The 18,006-nt window shown below is 66.0% G+C and carries 20 protein-coding genes; 10 read left to right on the plus strand and 10 right to left on the minus strand.

All coding sequences use genetic code 11. The features are described from left to right. Positions 1–135: 135 nt before the first annotated feature. Complete coding sequence (locus GCN78_RS15625) at positions 136–399, plus strand: heavy-metal-associated domain-containing protein (protein ID WP_077402408.1); 264 nt, start codon at positions 136–138, stop codon at positions 397–399. Between the two features lie 14 nt (positions 400–413). Here the strand turns inward: GCN78_RS15625 and ubiT are convergent, their stop codons facing one another. From ubiT to ubiU, 3 genes are all read right to left on the minus strand, one after another. After that, entirely contained in the window at positions 414–941 is a 528-nt protein-coding gene (ubiT, locus tag GCN78_RS15630) for a ubiquinone anaerobic biosynthesis accessory factor UbiT (RefSeq protein ID WP_152252512.1), read from the minus strand. Between the two features lie 20 nt (positions 942–961). After that, complete coding sequence (gene ubiV, locus GCN78_RS15635) at positions 962–1,858, minus strand: ubiquinone anaerobic biosynthesis protein UbiV (RefSeq protein ID WP_152252513.1); 897 nt, start codon at positions 1,856–1,858, stop codon at positions 962–964. Between the two features lie 126 nt (positions 1,859–1,984). Further along, a complete protein-coding gene (gene ubiU / locus GCN78_RS15640) occupies positions 1,985–3,022 on the minus strand; it encodes a ubiquinone anaerobic biosynthesis protein UbiU (protein ID WP_412101868.1) in 1,038 nt (345 codons plus the stop codon). 162 nt (positions 3,023–3,184) lie between these two features. Between ubiU and GCN78_RS15645 the strand changes: the two genes are divergently transcribed. The 7 genes from GCN78_RS15645 (at position 3,185) to GCN78_RS15675 (ending at position 12,206) form a co-directional block, all read left to right on the plus strand. Then, positions 3,185–3,595: a hypothetical protein gene (locus GCN78_RS15645; RefSeq protein ID WP_152252514.1), complete on the plus strand. Its 411-nt coding sequence runs from the start codon at positions 3,185–3,187 to the stop codon at positions 3,593–3,595. A 123-nt stretch (positions 3,596–3,718) separates the two neighbouring features. Next, positions 3,719–5,467 (plus strand): ribonucleoside triphosphate reductase, encoded by a 1,749-nt coding sequence (locus GCN78_RS15650; protein ID WP_152252515.1) that lies wholly within the window; start codon positions 3,719–3,721, stop codon positions 5,465–5,467. Beyond that, positions 5,464–5,664, plus strand: a complete 201-nt coding sequence (nrdD, locus tag GCN78_RS29895) for an anaerobic ribonucleoside-triphosphate reductase (protein WP_152252516.1) — start codon at positions 5,464–5,466, stop codon at positions 5,662–5,664. Before GCN78_RS15650 ends, nrdD begins: the two co-directional genes overlap by 4 nt. Further along, positions 5,654–6,361 carry an anaerobic ribonucleoside-triphosphate reductase activating protein gene (locus tag GCN78_RS15660; protein ID WP_152252517.1) on the plus strand — a complete coding sequence of 236 codons (708 nt, stop codon included), beginning with the start codon at positions 5,654–5,656 and terminating at the stop codon, positions 6,359–6,361. Before nrdD ends, GCN78_RS15660 begins: the two co-directional genes overlap by 11 nt. 148 nt (positions 6,362–6,509) lie before the next feature. Next, on the plus strand, positions 6,510–10,565 hold the full coding sequence (locus tag GCN78_RS15665; protein WP_152252518.1) for a Pls/PosA family non-ribosomal peptide synthetase: 4,056 nt from the start codon (positions 6,510–6,512) through the stop codon (positions 10,563–10,565). A 9-nt stretch (positions 10,566–10,574) separates the two neighbouring features. Then, positions 10,575–11,102: a 4'-phosphopantetheinyl transferase family protein gene (locus GCN78_RS15670; RefSeq protein ID WP_152252519.1), complete on the plus strand. Its 528-nt coding sequence runs from the start codon at positions 10,575–10,577 to the stop codon at positions 11,100–11,102. Positions 11,103–11,300: 198 nt separating this feature from the next. Then, positions 11,301–12,206 (plus strand): LysR family transcriptional regulator, encoded by a 906-nt coding sequence (locus GCN78_RS15675; protein ID WP_152252520.1) that lies wholly within the window; start codon positions 11,301–11,303, stop codon positions 12,204–12,206. Here GCN78_RS15675 and GCN78_RS15680 read toward each other — a convergent pair. Beyond that, a complete protein-coding gene (locus GCN78_RS15680; protein ID WP_152252521.1) occupies positions 12,203–12,880 on the minus strand; it encodes a phosphoribosylanthranilate isomerase in 678 nt (225 codons plus the stop codon). The genes GCN78_RS15675 and GCN78_RS15680 overlap by 4 nt on opposite strands. A 125-nt stretch (positions 12,881–13,005) precedes the next feature. Here GCN78_RS15680 and GCN78_RS15685 point away from each other — a divergent pair, with 125 nt between their 5' ends. Beyond that, complete coding sequence (locus GCN78_RS15685; RefSeq protein WP_077402374.1) at positions 13,006–13,233, plus strand: hypothetical protein; 228 nt, start codon at positions 13,006–13,008, stop codon at positions 13,231–13,233. 49 nt (positions 13,234–13,282) lie between these two features. Further along, positions 13,283–13,711 carry a hypothetical protein gene (locus GCN78_RS15690; RefSeq protein ID WP_319633135.1) on the plus strand — a complete coding sequence of 143 codons (429 nt, stop codon included), beginning with the start codon at positions 13,283–13,285 and terminating at the stop codon, positions 13,709–13,711. Here the strand turns inward: GCN78_RS15690 and GCN78_RS15695 are convergent. The 6 genes from GCN78_RS15695 to GCN78_RS15720 all read right to left on the minus strand — a co-directional run bounded on the left by GCN78_RS15695 (position 13,708) and on the right by GCN78_RS15720 (position 17,956). Continuing rightward, entirely contained in the window at positions 13,708–14,736 is a 1,029-nt protein-coding gene (locus GCN78_RS15695) for an RNA methyltransferase (protein ID WP_152252522.1), read from the minus strand. The genes GCN78_RS15690 and GCN78_RS15695 overlap by 4 nt on opposite strands. A 67-nt stretch (positions 14,737–14,803) precedes the next feature. Next, positions 14,804–15,145, minus strand: coding sequence for a zinc ribbon domain-containing protein YjdM (locus GCN78_RS15700; protein ID WP_034784061.1), 342 nt, complete (start codon positions 15,143–15,145; stop codon positions 14,804–14,806). A 91-nt stretch (positions 15,146–15,236) separates the two neighbouring features. Then, on the minus strand, positions 15,237–16,202 hold the full coding sequence (dmeF, locus tag GCN78_RS15705; RefSeq protein ID WP_152252523.1) for a CDF family Co(II)/Ni(II) efflux transporter DmeF: 966 nt from the start codon (positions 16,200–16,202) through the stop codon (positions 15,237–15,239). A 10-nt stretch (positions 16,203–16,212) separates the two neighbouring features. Continuing rightward, on the minus strand, positions 16,213–16,488 hold the full coding sequence (locus GCN78_RS15710) for a metal/formaldehyde-sensitive transcriptional repressor (RefSeq protein WP_070311924.1): 276 nt from the start codon (positions 16,486–16,488) through the stop codon (positions 16,213–16,215). Positions 16,489–16,525: 37 nt separating this feature from the next. Beyond that, complete coding sequence (locus tag GCN78_RS15715) at positions 16,526–17,356, minus strand: TlpA disulfide reductase family protein (protein ID WP_152252524.1); 831 nt, start codon at positions 17,354–17,356, stop codon at positions 16,526–16,528. Between the two features lie 75 nt (positions 17,357–17,431). Further along, positions 17,432–17,956 carry a DUF2325 domain-containing protein gene (locus GCN78_RS15720; RefSeq protein WP_226939661.1) on the minus strand — a complete coding sequence of 175 codons (525 nt, stop codon included), beginning with the start codon at positions 17,954–17,956 and terminating at the stop codon, positions 17,432–17,434. Positions 17,957–18,006: the final 50 nt, after the last annotated feature.

Here is an 18,006-nt window from a genome sequence, read left to right on the forward strand (position 1 = left end):
AAGCTGCCCATGAGCCGTTGAAATTAATCCAGATCAATAAAACCGCAAATAGAAAATAAATCTTGCGTGCGGCTCTGGACGGCATGCGCGCCCCTCGCCTACGCTGCTTTTTTATCGGAAAAACAAGAGGAACCCATGCAGACAGCACGCTTGAATATTATCGGAATGGATCACGAAGGTTGCGCCGACAGGCTGACGGGCGCGCTCGAAGCCGTCACCGGCGTGGCCACCGTGTGCGTCTCGCTGGCGCGCCACGGCGCCACGGTGCAATTTGACGAACGGCTGGCCACGCAGGAACGCCTGCTGGCCGCCGTCAATGACGCCGGCTTCATGGGCGAAGCGACGGATGAAGAACAGCTGGCCTCGTGCAGCGGCGCCTGCGGCCACTGCCGCCACTGAAGCCCGCCTGCCGCTCAGCCTTCCCGCGCGCTCCGGTCGCGCAAATGCGCCAGCACGCGGCGCGGTCCCAGCGCCTGCAGGTCGAACGGCGGCAATTCGATGGCGTCAAGCGTATTCTTGAACAGCAGCCCCAGTTCCGTATCGCCCTCCAGGCTCAGGCGACGGCTGAAGAACAGGGTGTCCGGATCTTCCTGGCGCCGCGCCAGCAGCATCAAATCATGCACGCTGGCGGCGATGCACAGGTCCGGCACCTCGACATAACGCTCCGCCACGAATACCGTGCCCTGCCACTCGAAATCGAAGGCGATGCCCGCGTCCAGCAACCGCAGGCGCAGGCTGCGCCCTTCCAGGCTGCGCCGCACGTCGTCGGGCAATTGCGGCGCCAGCAGGCGGTTCAAGCCTTGCACGAACAGCCAGGAGGCGGGATACGGCGGCAACTTGGACAGCAAGTCGGCCAGCGGTTCGGGCAGCCGGTACGACATGGCGGGCTTGCTCATGGCGGGCTTGGCCGGGACGGGCAATCTTTCCAGTTGATCTTGCATGGTGCTTCCTTTCGATGCGTTCAATGGGCGGCGTGCTGTTCCATGCCGGGCTGGCCATGCCAGTAGCCGTCGCAAGCGCCTGCCGGCTGGCAGGCCGCCAGCTGGGCCTGGGCGCCGATGCCGCTGACCTGGCCGCGGCGGGCGCGGTCGAAGATGGCGATGACTTGTTCCGTATGCATGGATTGCGGGCTGATGCGCGCGACCGCCACGCCCATGTCGCGCATGGCGTCGAGTTCGCGCACCAGGTTGTAGACCAGCGCCGACTGCGTCTGCGTGCCATTCAACACGAGGAAAGGCACTTCATCGCGCGTGCGCAGCAGCAGGCCGTCCGGCTCTTCCAGGCAGCTGTAGCCGCAATCGTCCTTCGGCAGGTTGCGGTTGCGCGCCGTGAAGCAGCGCGCGGAGAACGCCAGCGGCATGCGGCCATAGGCGAAGACTTCCGTCTCCAGCCCTTCCGGTTTCTGGCGCTGCATCTCGGCCAGCGCCGTCTGCCCCATTTCCAGCGGCATCACCCAGCGCCGCGCACCCAGGTGCGCCAGCAGTTGCAGGCTGGGGCCGTTGAACAGGTTCAGATGGGGACCGGCGACGAAGGACGCGCCCTTTTCCATGCAGTGCACGGCGCCCATGTCGTTGGCCTCGACAGCGTAGCAGCCATTGCCCGTGATGCGGCGCAGGGTCGCCAGTTCGGCGCCCGCCTCGATCAGCGCCTGCGTCGACAGCACCACTTCCTTGCCGGCGGCGGCCAGCATGTCGGCGATATCGAGCCAGTCGGCCAGGCGCACCTCATGCCGGCGTGAGCAGACGGTTTCGCCCAGATACACGATATCGACGGCGGTGCCGGCGATCTGCTGGTAAAACTCGAACACGGTGGCGCGCGGCCAGTAGTACAGCAAGGGGCCCAACGATAGTTTTAGCATGCCTTTTCCAGTATTTTTCAAGTTACAAAACCGTAGCGAGCGGCCTGCGGCGAGGCCGAGAAGCGCAGCCGTGCTCAAGCACGGTGAGCATCGCAGGCCGCGCCCCGGGACGCGCAGTAGGTTTTGCTATTTCCAGGAGCGGTGGTACGCACCCAGTGTGTGCTGCTGGCCTTCGGCCAGCTTGTCCATGGCCGCCATCCAGCCCGGCTTGACGGCGTAGCGCGCGTTGCCTTCGCGGCAGGCGTCGATCGCTTCGCGCCACACGCGCGTGACCTGCGCCACATAGGCGGGACTGCGCTGGCGCCCTTCGATCTTCACGGCCCGCACGCCCATGGCGATCAGCTGCGGCAGCAGCGCCAGGGTATTCAGGCTGGCCGGCTCCTCGATGGCGTAATACTCTTCGTCGTTGACTTCGAAACGCCCCTTGCACAGGGTGGGATAGCTGGCGTTTTCGCCGGGCGCATAGCGGTCGATCAGCACGCCGTTCAGGCGCGATTCGAGGCCGTTCGGCGTTTCCAGCCAGCGCACGGATTTCGCCGGCGAGCACACGCCGTGCGTATTCGGCGCCTCGCCCGTCGCATACGACGACAGCGCGCAGCGCCCTTCGACCATTACGCACAGGCTGCCAAAGCCGAAGACTTCGATCTCGACTTCCGTCTTGGCGATCAGTTGCTCCACCTGCGCCATCGACAGCACGCGCGGCAGCACGGCGCGGGCGATGCCGAAGTGTTCATGGTAAAAATTGATGGCTTCGTAGTTGGTGGCAGAGCCCTGCACGGACAGGTGCAGACGCAGCTGCGGGTGGTGCTCGCTCGCATACGCCATCAGGCCAGGATCGGCCACGATCATGGCGTCGATGCCGGCCTGCGCGGCGCGGTCGATGGCACTGCGCCACACGGCCCAGTTGTGCGGTTGCGGATAGGTGTTCAGCGCCAGCAGCACTTTGCGTCCATATTGATGGGCGTAGCGCACGCCCTCGGCGATGGCCTTCTCATCGAAATTGAGGCCGGCGAAATTGCGCGCATTCGTGGCGTCGCGAAAGCCCAGGTACACGGTGTCGGCGCCATTGTCGACGGCCGCTTTCAAGGCGGGCAGGCTGCCGGCGGGACAGACCAGTTCCAGCGGTCCGGCCACGCGGGTGGCGGTGGTTGATTCAAGCATCATGATGTTCACAGTCCTGTATCGGCTCAGGGTGCAGACTATAGCCCCGCCCATACGGCCCAGTCCTTGACGCAGGTGAAGGAATGCATGCATGGCTGGCGCGCGTTCAACTTGCTTGACCTGGCTGTAAAATGCCCCCCTTTTCTCCCTCTTCGATTGTCCGCCATGCCCCGCAAACCGCTGCTGATCTTTTTGCTCACCCTGTTCCTCACCGTGCTGCAAGTGCAGTGGGCGGCGCCGGCCGACGGCTACGATGACGCGACCCTGTCCGTGCTGTCGCCCGAGGTGCTGGGCGCGTATCCGGGCGTGCTGCTGCTGTTCCTGCAAGCCGTCTTCGCCCGCCGCGCCATGCCTTTGACGCGCCAGGCCGCCAGCAGCACGGGACTGCTGGCCGTCTACTGGCTGCTGGCGAACTACGTCACGTTCGACGCGCGCGTCGCCAGCTGGAGCACCTTCTCGCCGCTGGAAATCTGGGCGCACGTACTGCCCGCCTCCATCCTCAGCATCGCCGTCTGCGGCGCCGCGTATTTCGGCGCGACCGTCTTGATCCTGCGCCAGGGCCGCGCGAAAAAGTAAACAGAGGCGCTTTTTTCACCTGTATCAAGGATTCGTCACGCCACGGCACGCGCCCTTTGACGCCACTATATTTAGTGATTAATCTCCATGAAAACACCGCATGTTGTGTTTATTGGAGGTTTCATGACGACAAATGCAGTTCCATCCACGCGCGGCCAGGTCGATGTCGCCGCGTCCATCAATGAATATCTGGACCGGCGCGACTGGCGTGTCAACGCCAACGCCAACCAGGGTTACTCGCTCGGCGGCCTGATACTCAACGTATCAGGCAAGGTCATCGCCAACTACTGGCTGGACCAGGTGTATCCGCCGGATGTGGGCGCGGCGCACCGCGAAGCGGCGCTGCACATCCACGACCTCGACATGCTGGCCGGCTATTGCGCCGGCTGGTCGCTGCGCACCCTGCTGCACGAAGGCTTGAATGGCGTGCCGGGCAAGATCGAATCGGGCCCGCCGAAACACATGTCGAGCGCCATCGGACAAATCGTCAATTTCCTCGGCACCCTGCAAAACGAGTGGGCCGGCGCGCAAGCGTTCAGCTCCTTCGATACCTATATGGCGCCCTACATCCGCACGGACAGCCTGCGCTACGAAGACGTGCGCCAGTACATGCAGGAACTGATCTTCAACCTCAACGTGCCCTCGCGCTGGGGCACGCAGACGCCGTTCACCAACCTCACCTTCGACTGGGTCTGCCCGGACGACTTGCGCGAGCAGATTCCCGTCATCGCCGGCCAGGAAATGGACTTCAGCTATGGCGAGCTGCAGGCCGAGATGGACATGATCAACCGCGCCTACATCGAGATCATGATGGCGGGCGACGCCAAGGGCCGCGTCTTCACCTTCCCCATCCCGACCTATAACATCACCGAGGATTTCGACTGGCATAGCGAGAACGCGGAACGCCTGTTCGAGATGACGGCCCGCTACGGCCTGCCCTACTTCCAGAATTTCATCAATTCGGAACTCAAGCCGAACATGATCCGCTCCATGTGCTGCCGATTGCAGCTGGACTTGCGCGAACTGCTGAAAAGGGGCAATGGCCTGTTCGGTTCCGCCGAACAGACGGGTTCCCTGGGCGTGGTGACGATCAACTGCGCACGCCTGGGCCACCGATGGCGCGGCGACGAGCCAGCCTTGATGGCGGACCTGGACCGCCTGCTGGAACTGGGCAAGACCAGCCTGGAAATCAAGCGCCGCACCATCGAGGAACTGATGCAGCAAGGCCTGTTCCCGTACACGAAACGCTACCTGGGCACCCTGCGCAACCACTTTTCCACCCTGGGCGTGAACGGCATCAATGAGATGATCCGCAATTTCAGCGGCGACGCCCATGACATCACGAGTCCCGAGGGCCATGCGCTGGCGATCCGTCTGCTCGACCACGTGCGCGCCCGCATGGTGCAGTTCCAGGAAGAGACGGGGCATATGTACAACCTGGAAGCGACGCCGGCCGAAGGCACGACGTACCGCTTCGCCCGCGAAGACCGCAAGCGCTATCCCGCCATCCTGCAGGCGGGCACCGTCGACAATCCCTACTACACGAACTCGTCGCAACTGCCCGTCGGCCACACGGACGACCCGTTCGAGGCTTTGGCCCTGCAGGACACGTTGCAGCGCAAGTACACGGGCGGCACGGTGCTGCACCTGTACATGACGGAAGCGCTGTCGGACGCCAACGCCTGCCGCGAGCTGGTGAAACGCGCCCTGAGCCGCTTTTCGCTGCCCTACATCACGGTCACGCCCACCTTTTCCATCTGCCCGCGCCACGGCTACCTGGCCGGCAAACATGAATTCTGTCCCACCTGCGACGCGGAACTGATCGCCCGCAAGCAAACCCACCCTGTTCCATCACTTGAGGAAACGCCATGAACGCACGTCCCGACTTCACTCCCGCCATCACCCTGCTCGACAGCGAACGCCAGCGCTGCGAAATCTGGACCCGCGTGATGGGATACCACCGCCCCGTCGCCTCGTTCAACATCGGCAAGCAGGGCGAATTCCACGAGCGCCAGTATTTTACGGAAGCGAGCGCCCGGGTTGGCCAGCCCGCCTGCCATGGCGCTTGAATTGAAAGTGGGCGGCCTGACGCCCTTTTCCGCCACCGACTATCCCGGCAAGCTGGCGGCCGTGGTGTTCGTGCAGGGTTGCCCCTGGCGTTGCGGCTATTGCCACAATCCGCACCTGCAGGCGCGCACGCCGGAAGGCGCCATGCCCTGGCAAGACGTATTGACCTGGCTGCGCCGCAGAGTGGGCCTGCTCGACGCCGTCGTCTTCAGCGGCGGCGAAGCCTGCATGGACCCGGCGCTGGCGCGCGCCATGCAGGACGCCAGGGCGCTGGGTTTCGGCGTCGGCCTGCACACGGCCTGCATCTATCCGCAGCGCCTGCAGGAAGTGCTGCCCCTCGTCGATTGGGTGGGCTTCGACATCAAGGCGCCGTTTGCCGACTATCGTCTTGTGACCCGCGTGGCCGGCAGCGGCGACCCGGCGCGCGCCTGCCTGGACGCCATCCTCGCCAGCGGCGTCGCCTATGAGTGCCGCACCACCACCCACCCGGACCTGCTGCCGGACGAGCAGCTGCTGGCACTGGCTACCACCCTGGCCGCCAAAGGCGTCGATAACTACGTGCTGCAGCAGTTCCGCGCCGAAGGCTGCGCGGATGCGGCGCTGGCCGGCCGCACCCTGCACGGCTATCCGGCGGCGCGCACGGTGGCGCAAATCGGCGCCATGTTTCCGCGTTTTACATTCCGTAATCATGGCAATTGATCCTGCAACCACATAATTGTTGAAAGCCCCGCAAAATTCCCCGTTCTGCAACGCTGAAATGTCTGGCGTACTGTAATGTATCGACTGTGCCGCGCACCATGCGCAGCCCGTCAGATTCCTCACCCCGCATTACAGATAAGCGTCATCCATGAACGATTTCACCGCAGTCAGCCCAGGCACCCCTTCCACCCACGCCGACATCCTGTACGGCCCGCCGCGACCGGATCTGCTGCGCGAGGAAGTGCTGGCCGATCTGCTGGAAGCGACGGCACGCCGCTGCCCGCAGCAGATCGCGCTGATCGATGGCGAACGCCGCATCACGTATGCCGAACTCGATGCGCAGGCGGGCCTGGCCGCGTCGCGCCTGGTGGCCGCCGGCGTCAAGCCAGGCGACATCGTCGGCCTGTGGCTGCCGCGCGGCGCGCACCTGCTGCTGATGCAGGCGGCCATCGCCAAGGCGGGCGCCGCCTGGCTGCCCGTCGATGAAGACACGCCCGTCGAACGCCTGCAGGTGTGCCTCGATGACGCCAATGGCGCGGGCGTCGTCAGCTGCGCGCAATTCGCGCCGCGCCTGGCGGACGCCGGCGTCCAGCGTCCCGTGTGGACGGTGGAAAGCCTGCTGGCCCCGGCCGCGCCGGGCGAAGTGCTGCCGGCACGCGGAGCCGTGCTGCCCGAACACCCGGCCTACGTCATCTACACGTCCGGCTCCACGGGCAAGCCGAAGGGCATCCTGATCAATCAACGCAGCATCTGCCACTTCCTGCGCAGCGAAAACGCCGTGCTGGAAGTGACGCAAGCCGACACCGTCTATCAGGGCTTTTCCGTCGCCTTCGACATGTCGTTCGAGGAAATCTGGATCGCCTACCTGGTGGGCGCCACCCTGTGGCTGGGGCCCAAGGATATCTCGGGCGACCCGGAAGCCTTGCCGCGCGCGCTGGCCGCCAACCACGTCACCGTGCTGCACGCCGTGCCGACCTTGCTGGCCCTGTTCGCCGAGGACGTGCCGAGCCTGCGCCTGATCAATCTGGGCGGCGAGATGTGCCCCGAGTCCCTGGTCGAGCGCTGGTCGCGTCCGGGCCGCGCCATGTTCAACACCTATGGTCCCACGGAGGCAACCGTCTCGTGCAGCCTGGCGCGATTGCGGCCCGGCGAACCCGTCACCATCGGCACGCCGCTGCCCAACTATGGTTTGCTGGTGCTGCAAGTGGCCGAGCCGGGAGAAAACCGTCCCTTGACCCTGCTGCCTCGCGGCGAGACGGGAGAATTGTGCATCATCGGCCCCGGCCTGGCCGAGGGTTACCTGGGCCGGCCCGACCTGACGGTGGAAAAATTCCTGCCCAATCCGTGGGCGACCAGCGCGGATGACGCGCGCCTGTACCGCACGGGCGACCTGGCCCGCATCGATCCCGACGGCCAGGTGCTGTGCCTGGGCCGCGCCGACGACCAGGTGAAAATTCGCGGCTTCCGCGTGGAGCTGGGCGAGATCGAAGCCGTGCTGGCACAGCAGGCCGGCGTGGGCACGGTGGCCGTGTTGCTGCGCAAGGATGACGGCATCGACCAGCTGGTGGCCTACATCGTCGGCAGCGACGATGCCGACGATGATGCGCTGGCGGCGAAAACCCTGCGCGCCGCGCTGAACTTGCACCTGCCGCCCTACATGGTGCCGGGCCGCTTCGAGCTGCTGCCGCTGATGCCGCGCCTCACTTCAGGAAAAATCGACAGGAAGGCCTTAAAAGCCATGCCCCTGTCCGCGCCGCCCCCGGGCGAGGCGGGTGAATCGGACGTGCCGGAAACGCCGGCCGAAGCGGCCCTGTTCGCGGCCCTGGCCAAGCTGTTCCCCGGCCAGGCGATCTTGCGCCAGCTGGACTTCTTCAGCGACCTTGGCGGCCACTCCTTCCTGGCCGCGCGCCTGGCGTCCGCCCTGCGCGCCGATCCGGCCTACGCCCACATGACGGTGCGCGACATTTACCAGAACCGGCAGATCGGCAAGATCGCCGCCGTCCTGAACGAGGCGCCCGCGCTGGCCACGCCGGAAGCGGATTGGACGCCGCCATCCACCCTGAAGCGCTGGCTATGCGGCGCGGCCCAGGCGGCGGCCGTGCCGGGCCTCGTCACCCTGCGCATGGCGCAGTGGATGGCGCCCTTCTTCACGTACCACTTCTTCACGGGCGACACGGGAGACACGGTGCCGCGCGCGATCGCCGCCTCGATCGGCGTGTTTTTACTCGCGACCCTGGCCGAATTTGCCATCGCGATTGCCGGCAAGTGGCTGATCGCCGGGCGTTTGAAGCCGGGCAGCTATCCGCTCTGGGGCGTCACGTATTACCGCTGGTGGCTGGCCGACCGCCTGGTCGAATCGGCGCCCGCCTACCTGCTCAGCGGCTCGTCGCTGAACAGCTGGTGGCTGCGCGCGCTCGGTGCCAAGGTGGGCAAGGAAGTCGTGATCGGCTCGATGACCCTGCGCGCGCCCGACCTGCTGTCCATCGGCGACAACGTCAGCGTGGGCAATGCCGTCAACTTTGAAAACGCCCGCGTGGAACGGGGCCGGTTGCTGCTGGGCCGGATCCACATCGGCGACGATGCCTGCATCAGCTCTTACGCGATTTTGGAAGGCAACACCAGGGTGGGCGCGTTTGGCCACCTGGAGGGACAGTCGGCGCTGGCCGATGGCGCCTCGGTGCCCGATGGCAGGGTCTGGACGGGTTCGCCCGCGCGCGACATCGGCCCCTACGACCCGGCCAGCCAGCCGCCGCGCCCCGCCGTCTCACGCCTGCGCCTGACGGGCGAAACCCTGTTCTTCTGCTTCGGCATGGTCTTGATCGCCGTGCTGTTCTTCATGCCCGTCTTCCCCAGCTTCGTGCTGATCGACTGGTTCGACGAGCGCGAAATGATGCCGTGGCTGCAGGGCCGCGACGTGACGACCCAGCTGGCCCGCTACTTCCTGCTGGCCTTCCCCGCCAGCGCCGTGCTGATCGTGCTCACGGCGCTGCTGTCGGCCGCCATCCGCTGGGGCGCGCTGCCCCGCCTGAAGCCGGGCAGCTCGCCCGTGCACAGCAATATCTATTGCGCCAAGTGGCTGGTCAGCCATATCCAGGAATCGAGCCTGAACGTCCTGCACGGCATCTACGCCACCGTGTACGCGCCGTACTGGTACCGCCTGCTGGGCGCCAAGGTCGGCAAAGGCGCCGAGATTTCCACGGCCCTGGGCGTGGTGCCCGACATGCTGACCCTGGGCGACGACACTTTCATCGCCGACGCCGTCATGCTGGGCGACGAGCAGATCGACGGCGGCTGGATGACCATGCGCCCCACCGTCATCTCGCACCGCAGCTTTGTCGGCAACGGCAGCTATATCCCGGACGGCACCATGCTGCCCGAGCACGTGCTGATCGGCGTGCACACGCATGCGCCGCGCAATGAACAGATGCATAGCGGCGACACGTGGCTGGGCTCCCCGCCCATGCACCTGCCCGCGCGCGAACAGGTCAGCGGCTTCGCCGAGCACCTGACGTTCAAGCCATCGCTGCTGCGCCGCCTGGGCCGCAGCCTGATCGAGGCGTTCCGCATCGTCGCGCCGCACGCGGTGGTGATCGCCGTCGGCTACACGCTGGTGCTGGACGTGATGCCGATCGCGGGCGCCGGACGCTGGGGCGAAGTGGTGGCCGACCTGGCCATCGCCGGTCTGGCCTACGGCATCGGCAATTTCCTCGTCGTCGTGCTGTTCAAGTGGCTGCTGCTGGGACGCTACCGCAAGCACGCGGCGCCCATGTGGACGCCGTTCGTGTGGATTTCGGAAGGCGTGACCAATCTGTACGAAGGCATCGCCGTACCCAACTTCATGCGCTACCTGCGCGGCACGCCGTGGCTGCCGCTGGCCTTCCGCCTGTTCGGCTGCAAGATCGGCCGCGGCGTCTACATGGACACGACGGACATCACGGAATTCGACTGCGTGCACATCGGCGACTACAGCGAATTGAACGCGCTGACCTGCCCGCAAACGCATTTGTTCGAAGACCGCGTGATGAAGATCGACCACGTGGAGATCGGCCAGCGCGTCTACATGGGCCCGCGCAGCTCCGTGCTGTACAGCGCCAAGGTGGGCGACAACGCGCGCCTGGGACCGTTGACCCTGGTGATGAAGGGCGAGCACATCCCCGCCGGCAGCAACTGGGCGGGCTGCCCGGCGGCGCCCTTGCGCAGCTGATCGCAGCTGATGAATGCTACGGTGCTGTGGTCGGCAGACGGCGTGCTGGTGATCGGCATGGTGCCGCCGCCGTCCCGCATGGAAGCGCGCACGCACCTGCGCCAGGCCGTGCGCGAGGCGGTGGCGCAGTGGCTGAAGTTAAGCATTGAGACGATCTCGGTGGAGTCGACGCCGGGCCAACCGCCCCGCTTGCTGCTGGCAGGAGGCGCGGCGGGCCTGTCGTTCAGCCATGACGAGGGACTGTCGCTGGCCGCCGTCCATCTGCACGGCGCCGTCGGCATCGACGTGATGCGCGTGCAGGCTATTGCCGACTGGTTCATGCTGGCGCGCGATTACCTGGGGCCGCAGGTGGCCGATGCACTGGCCGCCTGCCCTGCCGATCAGCGCCCCTTGGCTCTGGCGCAGGCGTGGACGGCGCGCGAGGCGGCGCTCAAGTGCGCGGGCTTGCAGTTGACGGAGTGGGATGGGGCTGCGCCAGCTTGCCGCCTGCAAGCCTTGCGCTTGGCGGCTCCATATGTGGCGACCCTGGCATACTAGTCTTCCTTGCCTTCGGCCGCCCCGCCGATCTGGACGAAAATCAGTTTTACGATAATACTGACGAGCAGTCCCAGTACCCCGATCAATTCCAGCATGGCCTTTCCTTTGCAGTGACAACGGACCAGGCCACTGTAACGCGAACGCGGGGGCCGGGCCAATATCAAATCAGGCAGTCTCCGATCTCGAAAAGGCATACGATTGATTTCCATCAGACAGTTCCGCTATTTTGTCGAAGTCGTCGATGCGGGCAGCTACTCGCGCGCGGCGGAAAAGCTGTACATCGCGCAATCGGCCCTGAGCCGGCAGATCAAGGAGCTGGAAACCGAAGTGCAGGCCCTGCTGCTCACGCGCGACGCGCGCCATATCGAACTGACGCCCGCGGGACAGGTCTTTTATGAACGGGCCAGGCGCATCCTCGACGACATCGAGGAAACCGTGCGCCAGACCCGCCACGTGGGGCAAGGCGCGCAAGGCATCATCCGCCTGCTGCATTCGAGCTCCGTCACCCTCACGCCCGCCATCGGCGCCGTGCTGAACCGCCTGCTGGCGCAGTTCCCCGGCATTTCGCTCGATGTATCGAAGGGATCGTCGGAAAACCAGGCGGCCGACATCGAAGAAGGCCGCGCCGACCTGGGCCTCGTGCGCCTGCCCACCCTGCGCAAGCATGCCAACATCGTCGTGCGCGAGCTGTACGCGGAAAAGCTGGTGGTGGCCGTGTCGTCGGCCTCGCCGCTGGCCGCGCTGGAGCGCACGACGATCGCCGCCCTGCGCGACGAAGCCTTCGTCTCGATTCCGCACAAGGACCGGGGCGGCCTCAGTTACCTGGTCGCGGGCCTGTGCCTGGCGCAGGGCTTCTTTCCGAAGGCGGCGCGCGCCCTGTCGCGCAAGACTTCGCAGCTGAACCTGATCGAGGCGAACATGGGCATCGCCATCGTCCCGGACAGCATGCGCCTGGTGGCGCCGCCCGGCGTGCGTTTTATCGCCCTGCCGGACGAGGAATCGCATTCCGTCGTGGGCCTGATCTCGCCGCGCGCGGCCAGCGGCATGGTGGCCGCGTTCACGGAAGCGTTCGTGCGCGAGATGGCCAAACTCCCGGCCGATTAGCCTTCCGCATACAGCACCGCATCGGCGTCGCGCACGGCCGCCATCAGCAAGGCCAGCTTCATGACGTCAAGTTTGCCATCCGTGCGCACGCGCGAGCACAGCTCGATGCCGTAGGGGCGCACCTGGCGCAGCGCCTCCATCACGTTGGTGGCATCCAGCCCGCCGGCCAGGAAGACGGGGCGGGGGCTGGCGCGCACGAAACGGGCGCTGACGGACCAGTCATGCGTGCGGCCGGTGCCGCCCAGTTCCGGCACCGGCGCGCCGGGGCGGCCCGAGTCGAGCAGGAACGCATGCACGTGGGGCGCGTAGGCGGGAATCAGCGCCAGCGCCTCGGGGCCCTCCACGTGGATCACCTGCACGCGCCGCACGTGCGGCAGCTGCCGCGCCAGCTGCGCCACTTCGCCGGGCTCGATATGGCCGACGATCTGCACGGTGGACGGCTGCGTGGCGTGCACGTGTTCGGCGATGCGCTGCGCCGTCGTCTCGGACGTCAGCAGGAAGGTGGCCACGGGCGGCGGCGTCCAGGCGGCGATCTGCGCGATGCGCGCGTCGGGAATCGGACCGGGGCCGGACGGCATGGCCCCCACCAGGCCCAGCGCGTCGGCGCCGGCGGCAATGGCCAGTTGCGCTTCGTCGATGGAAGCGATGCAGCAGATCTTGATACGGGTTCTCATGGCCTTGCGTGCTCAATAGGGATGGTCAACATTACAACACAGGGCGGCGCGCGCGCCAAGACACGCGGTCAAGGCCGCGCGCGATTGTGTGCCAGAATGGGGCCTGCCCACATCCCGAGGAATCCATGGCCGACTACAAGAACCCCAGCTACGTGGCCCGCTCCATGCACCCGCGTTTCGATGAACTGACCTCGCCGGGCGAAGCCGTGCCGTATTCGGGCATCTACCGCTGCGACGGCTGTGCGCACGAAATCGTGTCGACGGAAGGCCACGTCATGCCGCCGCAAAACCACCACCAGCACAGCAGCGAGCAGGGGCCGATCCGCTGGCGCCTGATCGTCAGCCCGCGCTGATTGACATGCGCCAGGTGGCGGACGATACTTGATTCATCCCGGATCGCCATTGGAACGTCACTGGAACACCAGCATGCGCATCGTCGATTTTGAAGTCCGCAAGGAGTGTCCGCCACAGCTGTGCGACTGTGAGCGCGAGCGGCTGCTCGACGATCCGCAGGCGGACGTTTCCATCCTGCGCCTGAACCTGACGGAGGAAAAGCGCCTGCTGGCGCACATCGACGGCATCGCCACCTATGCGCAGCTGCGGAAGCTGCAGCAGCGCTTGCGCGACAACCTCGGTGTGGAATTGCAGATCGCGCCGGGCAGCGGCGAAGTGCGCACCGTGCGCGGCTTCCAGATCCGCCTGCTGGAGCGGCCCGGCCTGTGCCGCAAGACGCGCGCCGCCATTCCGGCCGCCGTGCGCCGCTGCCTGGCCGCGCATCCCGAGATCGCGTTTGCGATCTTGAATGAAAACGATTTGCTCGGTGGTGTCTAGACGCCGGCGCGGATGGGAATGATCTTGCCCTTGGCTTCACGCGCCCTTAACTGCCCGCAGCCGCCCTCCACGTCCTGCCCGGCCGAATCGCGCAATTTGGTCAGCACGCCGCGCGCGTGCAGGGCGGCGGCAATGGCGCGCGCCTTTTCCCAGCTGGGGCGCTTGAACGGCAAGTCGGCTATGGTGTTATACGGGATCATGTTCAGCACCGCATATTTCCCCTGCAAGAGCGCGACGATGCCGTCCATCTCGTCCTCGCCATCGTTGACGCCCTCCATCAGGGTCCACTGATACTGCACCGGGTAGCCGGTCAGGCGCGCATACGACTCGCCGAAGTCGACCAGCTCCTGCGGGGTGAGCCTGGGCGCGCGCGGCAGCAGCTGTTCGCGCAGCGCCGGCTTGGTCGTGTGCAGGGACAGGGCCAGCGCCGGCTTGACCCTTCCCTGCGGCAGGCGCTCGAAGGCGCGCGGGTCGCCCACGGTGGAAAACACGAGGTTCTTGTGGCCGATATTGCCCTCCGTGCCCAGCAGCTCGATCGCTTCCATCACATTGTTCAGGTTATGCGCCGGCTCGCCCATGCCCATGAAGACGACTTTTTTCACGGGACGCAGGGTGCGCGCCAGCACCACCTGGGCGACGATCTCGCCGCTGGTCACCTGGCGTATCAGGCCGTCGCGGCCCGTCATGCAGAACTGGCAGCCGACGGCGCAACCGACCTGGCTAGACACGCACAGGCCGTCGCGCGGCAGCAGCACGCTTTCCACCGTCTGGCCGTCATGCAGTCCCACCAGCAGGCGCGCGGAACCGTCGGCGCCCGGATGGGTGCTGAGCAATTTCAGCATGCCCTGCAATTCAGCGTCCAGCGCCGGCAGGGCCTCGCGCACGGGCAGCGGCAAGAAGTCTTCGGCGCGGCGCCGGCCCTGATCGTGCGGCTGCGCCTGTATCCAGTCGCGCAGCACGCGCTGTTCGTGCAGGGGTTTGGCGCCCAGGGCGCGCAGGCGCTGGCGGAGATGATCGATTTGCATGAATTCTGAATAAAAAAACGGCGCGCCGGCAGGAATGCGAGGCGCGCCGCGGATGGCAAGGAGGAGCTTAGACTTTTTTCACGAACTCGGTTTTCAGGCTCATGGAACCGAAGCCGTCGATCTTGCAGTCGATATCATGGTCGCTGTCGACCAGGCGGATGTTCTTGACCTTGGTGCCCATCTTGACGACACCGCCGCCGCCCTTCAATTTCAAGTCCTTGATGACGCTGACCGTGTCGCCGTCCTGCAGGATATTGCCGGCCGCATCGCGGTACACGCGGGCGCCCTCTTCCGCCGCTTCGCCAGCCGTGGCCGACCATTCATGCGCGCATTCAGGGCAGATCAACTGGCTGCCGTCTTCGTACGTGAATTCGGATTTGCATTGCGGGCATGGTGGTAATGTGCTCATTTTCTTCTCTGTCTGGTGAACAGCGCGTGCTGTAAAAGCCGACATTATACCGCCTACGCCCCGCATCAGCTTGCTTTTTTCGCCATCATTATCAAGGGCGGAGCACGATCTCGATGGTGCTGTGGACGATTTCTTCGTGGATGCCGATGCGCGCGCGCAGCTCGGCGCCAGTGAGCGCGGGATCGCGGCTGACGACGGACAAGGCGCACGAATACAGCTGCTTGCCGACGCGCCACACGTGCAGGTCGACGATGCGCGGCGTGTCGCCGGCGCTTTCCACTTCCACGGCCTCGCGGATTTCCACCACCACGGGGTGGTCCATCTCGCGGTCCAGCAAGACCTTGCCCGTCTCCTGCATCAGCTTTTTCGCCCACAGCGCCACCAGCACGGCGCCCGCGATGCCCATCACGGGATCGAGCCAGCGCCAGCCATAAGCCCACGCGCCGGCCAGCGCAGCGATGGCCAGCACGGAGGTGGCGGCGTCGGCCAGCACGTGGAGGTACGCGGCCTTCATGTTCAGGTCTTCACCATGGTGGTGGCCGTGGTGGTCATGATGGTCGTGTCCATGGTGATGATCATGGTCGTGGTCGTGGTGGCCGCCGAGGATCAGCGCGCACACGAGGTTGACCAACAGGCCAAAGGCCGCCACCGCCATCGCCTGCGGATAGTGGATGGGCTGCGGCGAGAACAGGCGTTCGACGGAAGCGGCCACCATCAGCACGGCCACGCCCAGCAGCAGGATGGCGCTGGTGTAGCCGGCCAGCACTTCGATCTTCCACGTGCCGAAGGCGAAGCGGGGATCGCGCGCATAGCGGCGCGCGGCCGCATACGCAAACGCGGCCAGGCCGATGGCCAGCGCGTGCGAACTCATATGCCAGCCGTCGGCCAGCAGGGCCATGGAGTTGTACCACCAGCCGGCGACGATTTCCAGCACCATGGTGGCCAGGGTGATCCACATGACGATGCGCGCGCGGCGTTCCGCCTTGTCGCTGGCGGCGCCAAAAACGTGTTCATGCTGCCAGGCGGAGAGGTCTTCATCGCGGTTTTTCATTTGCATGACGATCTCCTTATTTGAGATAGGTGCGCAGGATGCCCGCGATGTCGTCGGCGCCCCTGGCCCTCTCCTCGCCGGAGATGTCGGGACTGGCTACGTGCTCGCGCAAGTGCTCTTCGATGACTTCGGCCATCAGGCCATTGACGGCGCCGCGCACGGCGGCGATCAGCTGCAGCACTTCGCCGCAGTCGCGCCCCTCTTCCAGGCCCCGCTCCAGGCCTTCCACTTGCCCCCTGATGCGCTTGACCCGATTGAGCAGCCTGGTCTTGTTGTGCGCCGTGTGTCCCATGATTCCACTCCGATAAATACTATAGGGGGGTATACTATCAGAGAGAACCGGGTGGCGCGATTTTTTGCAGCTTGCTGGCCAGCGAGGCGTCGGACAATTCGCCCAGGTGGGTATCGACCAGGCGCCCCTGCGCGTCATAAAACAGGGTGGTGGGCAAGGCCGAGGAGCCGGCCGCCTTGCCCAGCGCCGCCTCGCCGTCGAGCACCACGTTGCGCAGGGTGGCGCCGCTCAGCGTCAGGAAAGCGCCGGCCGCCGCCGCATCCTCGCGCTGATTCGCATACACGAAGACGATATCGGCGCGCGCCTGCTGCGCGGCGGCCAGCACGGGCATCTCGCGCCGGCATGGCGGGCACCAGCTGGCCCACAGGTTGACCACCATGGGCTTGCCGCCGGCCAGCGCCGCCAGGGTCGTCGGCGCGCCATCGAGCGCCTGCAGCGCCACGGCCGGCAAGGCCGTCGGCTTGTCGTACGCCAGCGAGATCCCTGCGCTCAACACGCCCCAGGCCAGCGCGCCAGCCGCCACGCTGACGCCGAGAGGACGGCGCATGGCCGCCATGGCGGGACGCCGGCAGCGCCACGCGGCGATGGCCAGCGCGGCGGCGATGCCGGCCGGCGCCAAAAATCCTCCGTCGCGGATATTGATGATGGACCAGGGCGCGGCCAGGTACTGTTCATGCCAGCGCAGGACGAACGCCACGCGCGCCGCCAGCAAGCCGGCGATCAGCATGTCGGACACGAGGGGGCCGGCATCGGGCAGCTGGCGATACCGGCGCAGCCACCACGCCACGCCATACGCGACAAACAGGGAAACGAACAGCAGGACCAGGCCCGTGGGCAGGACCAGGGGGCCGATTTGCAGGGACAGCATGGGCGCTTTCAATGACGTCGAAGGGACGGACATTGTGGCCCAGGTGGATTAAGCCGGCGTTAAGCGGTGCGAAAGTCAGATGGCCAGCGCCGCCTTGCGCACAAAATGCATGGCTTGCGGCTGGTCCACCAGCACGCACTGTTTGCCCGTGCGCTTGCAGTGGTCGTGCACGCGCCAGTAGGCGTCGTGGCTGACGCAGCCCGTCTGGCAAATCACCAGGTCGGCCGCCACCAGACTCGCTTCCAGCGCGGCCGCATCGTCGCCGCCCGCATGATGGAGGAAGCGCCCGCCGGCCTGCTCGATGGCTTGCTGCGCCACGTTGGCGCCGTCCGCGTCCGGATCCGGCGCCAGGCTTGAATAATTGCCCACATACAGCACGGCTTTTGCACGCACGTCGGCTTGCAGGGCTGGCACGGGCCGCCATTGCAGGCGCAGCAGCTCGCGCATCAGGTCCTGCACGCGCTCGCCGAGCCACTCGACCTTGCGCGCCAGCCTGGCACGCGTCGGCAAGCCCGGCACGCTGGCCGCCAGGTCGGCCAATTCGTCGCGCGCCAGCGCCAGCTTCGTGTCGCGGATCACGAGCTGCGCCCGCGCGCGCATCAATTCCGACTCCAGTTGCGCGATGCGGGCCGCCTGCGCCGCCAGCTGCG

It is taken from the genome of Janthinobacterium rivuli (assembly GCF_009208735.1).
Taxonomy (GTDB): domain Bacteria; phylum Pseudomonadota; class Gammaproteobacteria; order Burkholderiales; family Burkholderiaceae_D; genus Janthinobacterium.

What these genes read in the sequence shown, in the direction of transcription:
- ubiU (WP_412101868.1), bottom strand. Translation starts at nt 3,022, where the DNA reads ATGATGCTTGAATCAACCACCGCCACCCGCGTGGCCGGACCGCTGGAA.
- GCN78_RS15715 (WP_152252524.1), bottom strand. Translation starts at nt 17,356, where the DNA reads ATGCTGTCCCTGCAAATCGGCCCCCTGGTCCTGCCCACGGGCCTGGTC.
- GCN78_RS15695 (WP_152252522.1), bottom strand. Translation starts at nt 14,736, where the DNA reads ATGCAAATCGATCATCTCCGCCAGCGCCTGCGCGCCCTGGGCGCCAAA.
- GCN78_RS15720 (WP_226939661.1), bottom strand. Translation starts at nt 17,956, where the DNA reads ATGCGCGCGCGGGCGCAGCTCGTGATCCGCGACACGAAGCTGGCGCTG.
- GCN78_RS15665 (WP_152252518.1), top strand. Translation starts at nt 6,510, where the DNA reads ATGAACGATTTCACCGCAGTCAGCCCAGGCACCCCTTCCACCCACGCC.
- GCN78_RS15645 (WP_152252514.1), top strand. Translation starts at nt 3,185, where the DNA reads ATGCCCCGCAAACCGCTGCTGATCTTTTTGCTCACCCTGTTCCTCACC.
- GCN78_RS15700 (WP_034784061.1), bottom strand. Translation starts at nt 15,145, where the DNA reads ATGAGCACATTACCACCATGCCCGCAATGCAAATCCGAATTCACGTAC.
- GCN78_RS15625 (WP_077402408.1), top strand. Translation starts at nt 136, where the DNA reads ATGCAGACAGCACGCTTGAATATTATCGGAATGGATCACGAAGGTTGC.
- GCN78_RS15660 (WP_152252517.1), top strand. Translation starts at nt 5,654, where the DNA reads ATGGCGCTTGAATTGAAAGTGGGCGGCCTGACGCCCTTTTCCGCCACC.
- GCN78_RS15680 (WP_152252521.1), bottom strand. Translation starts at nt 12,880, where the DNA reads ATGAGAACCCGTATCAAGATCTGCTGCATCGCTTCCATCGACGAAGCG.
- nrdD (WP_152252516.1), top strand. Translation starts at nt 5,464, where the DNA reads ATGAACGCACGTCCCGACTTCACTCCCGCCATCACCCTGCTCGACAGC.
- GCN78_RS15650 (WP_152252515.1), top strand. Translation starts at nt 3,719, where the DNA reads ATGACGACAAATGCAGTTCCATCCACGCGCGGCCAGGTCGATGTCGCC.
- GCN78_RS15685 (WP_077402374.1), top strand. Translation starts at nt 13,006, where the DNA reads ATGGCCGACTACAAGAACCCCAGCTACGTGGCCCGCTCCATGCACCCG.
- GCN78_RS15710 (WP_070311924.1), bottom strand. Translation starts at nt 16,488, where the DNA reads ATGGGACACACGGCGCACAACAAGACCAGGCTGCTCAATCGGGTCAAG.
- ubiV (WP_152252513.1), bottom strand. Translation starts at nt 1,858, where the DNA reads ATGCTAAAACTATCGTTGGGCCCCTTGCTGTACTACTGGCCGCGCGCC.
- GCN78_RS15670 (WP_152252519.1), top strand. Translation starts at nt 10,575, where the DNA reads ATGAATGCTACGGTGCTGTGGTCGGCAGACGGCGTGCTGGTGATCGGC.
- dmeF (WP_152252523.1), bottom strand. Translation starts at nt 16,202, where the DNA reads ATGCAAATGAAAAACCGCGATGAAGACCTCTCCGCCTGGCAGCATGAA.
- ubiT (WP_152252512.1), bottom strand. Translation starts at nt 941, where the DNA reads ATGCAAGATCAACTGGAAAGATTGCCCGTCCCGGCCAAGCCCGCCATG.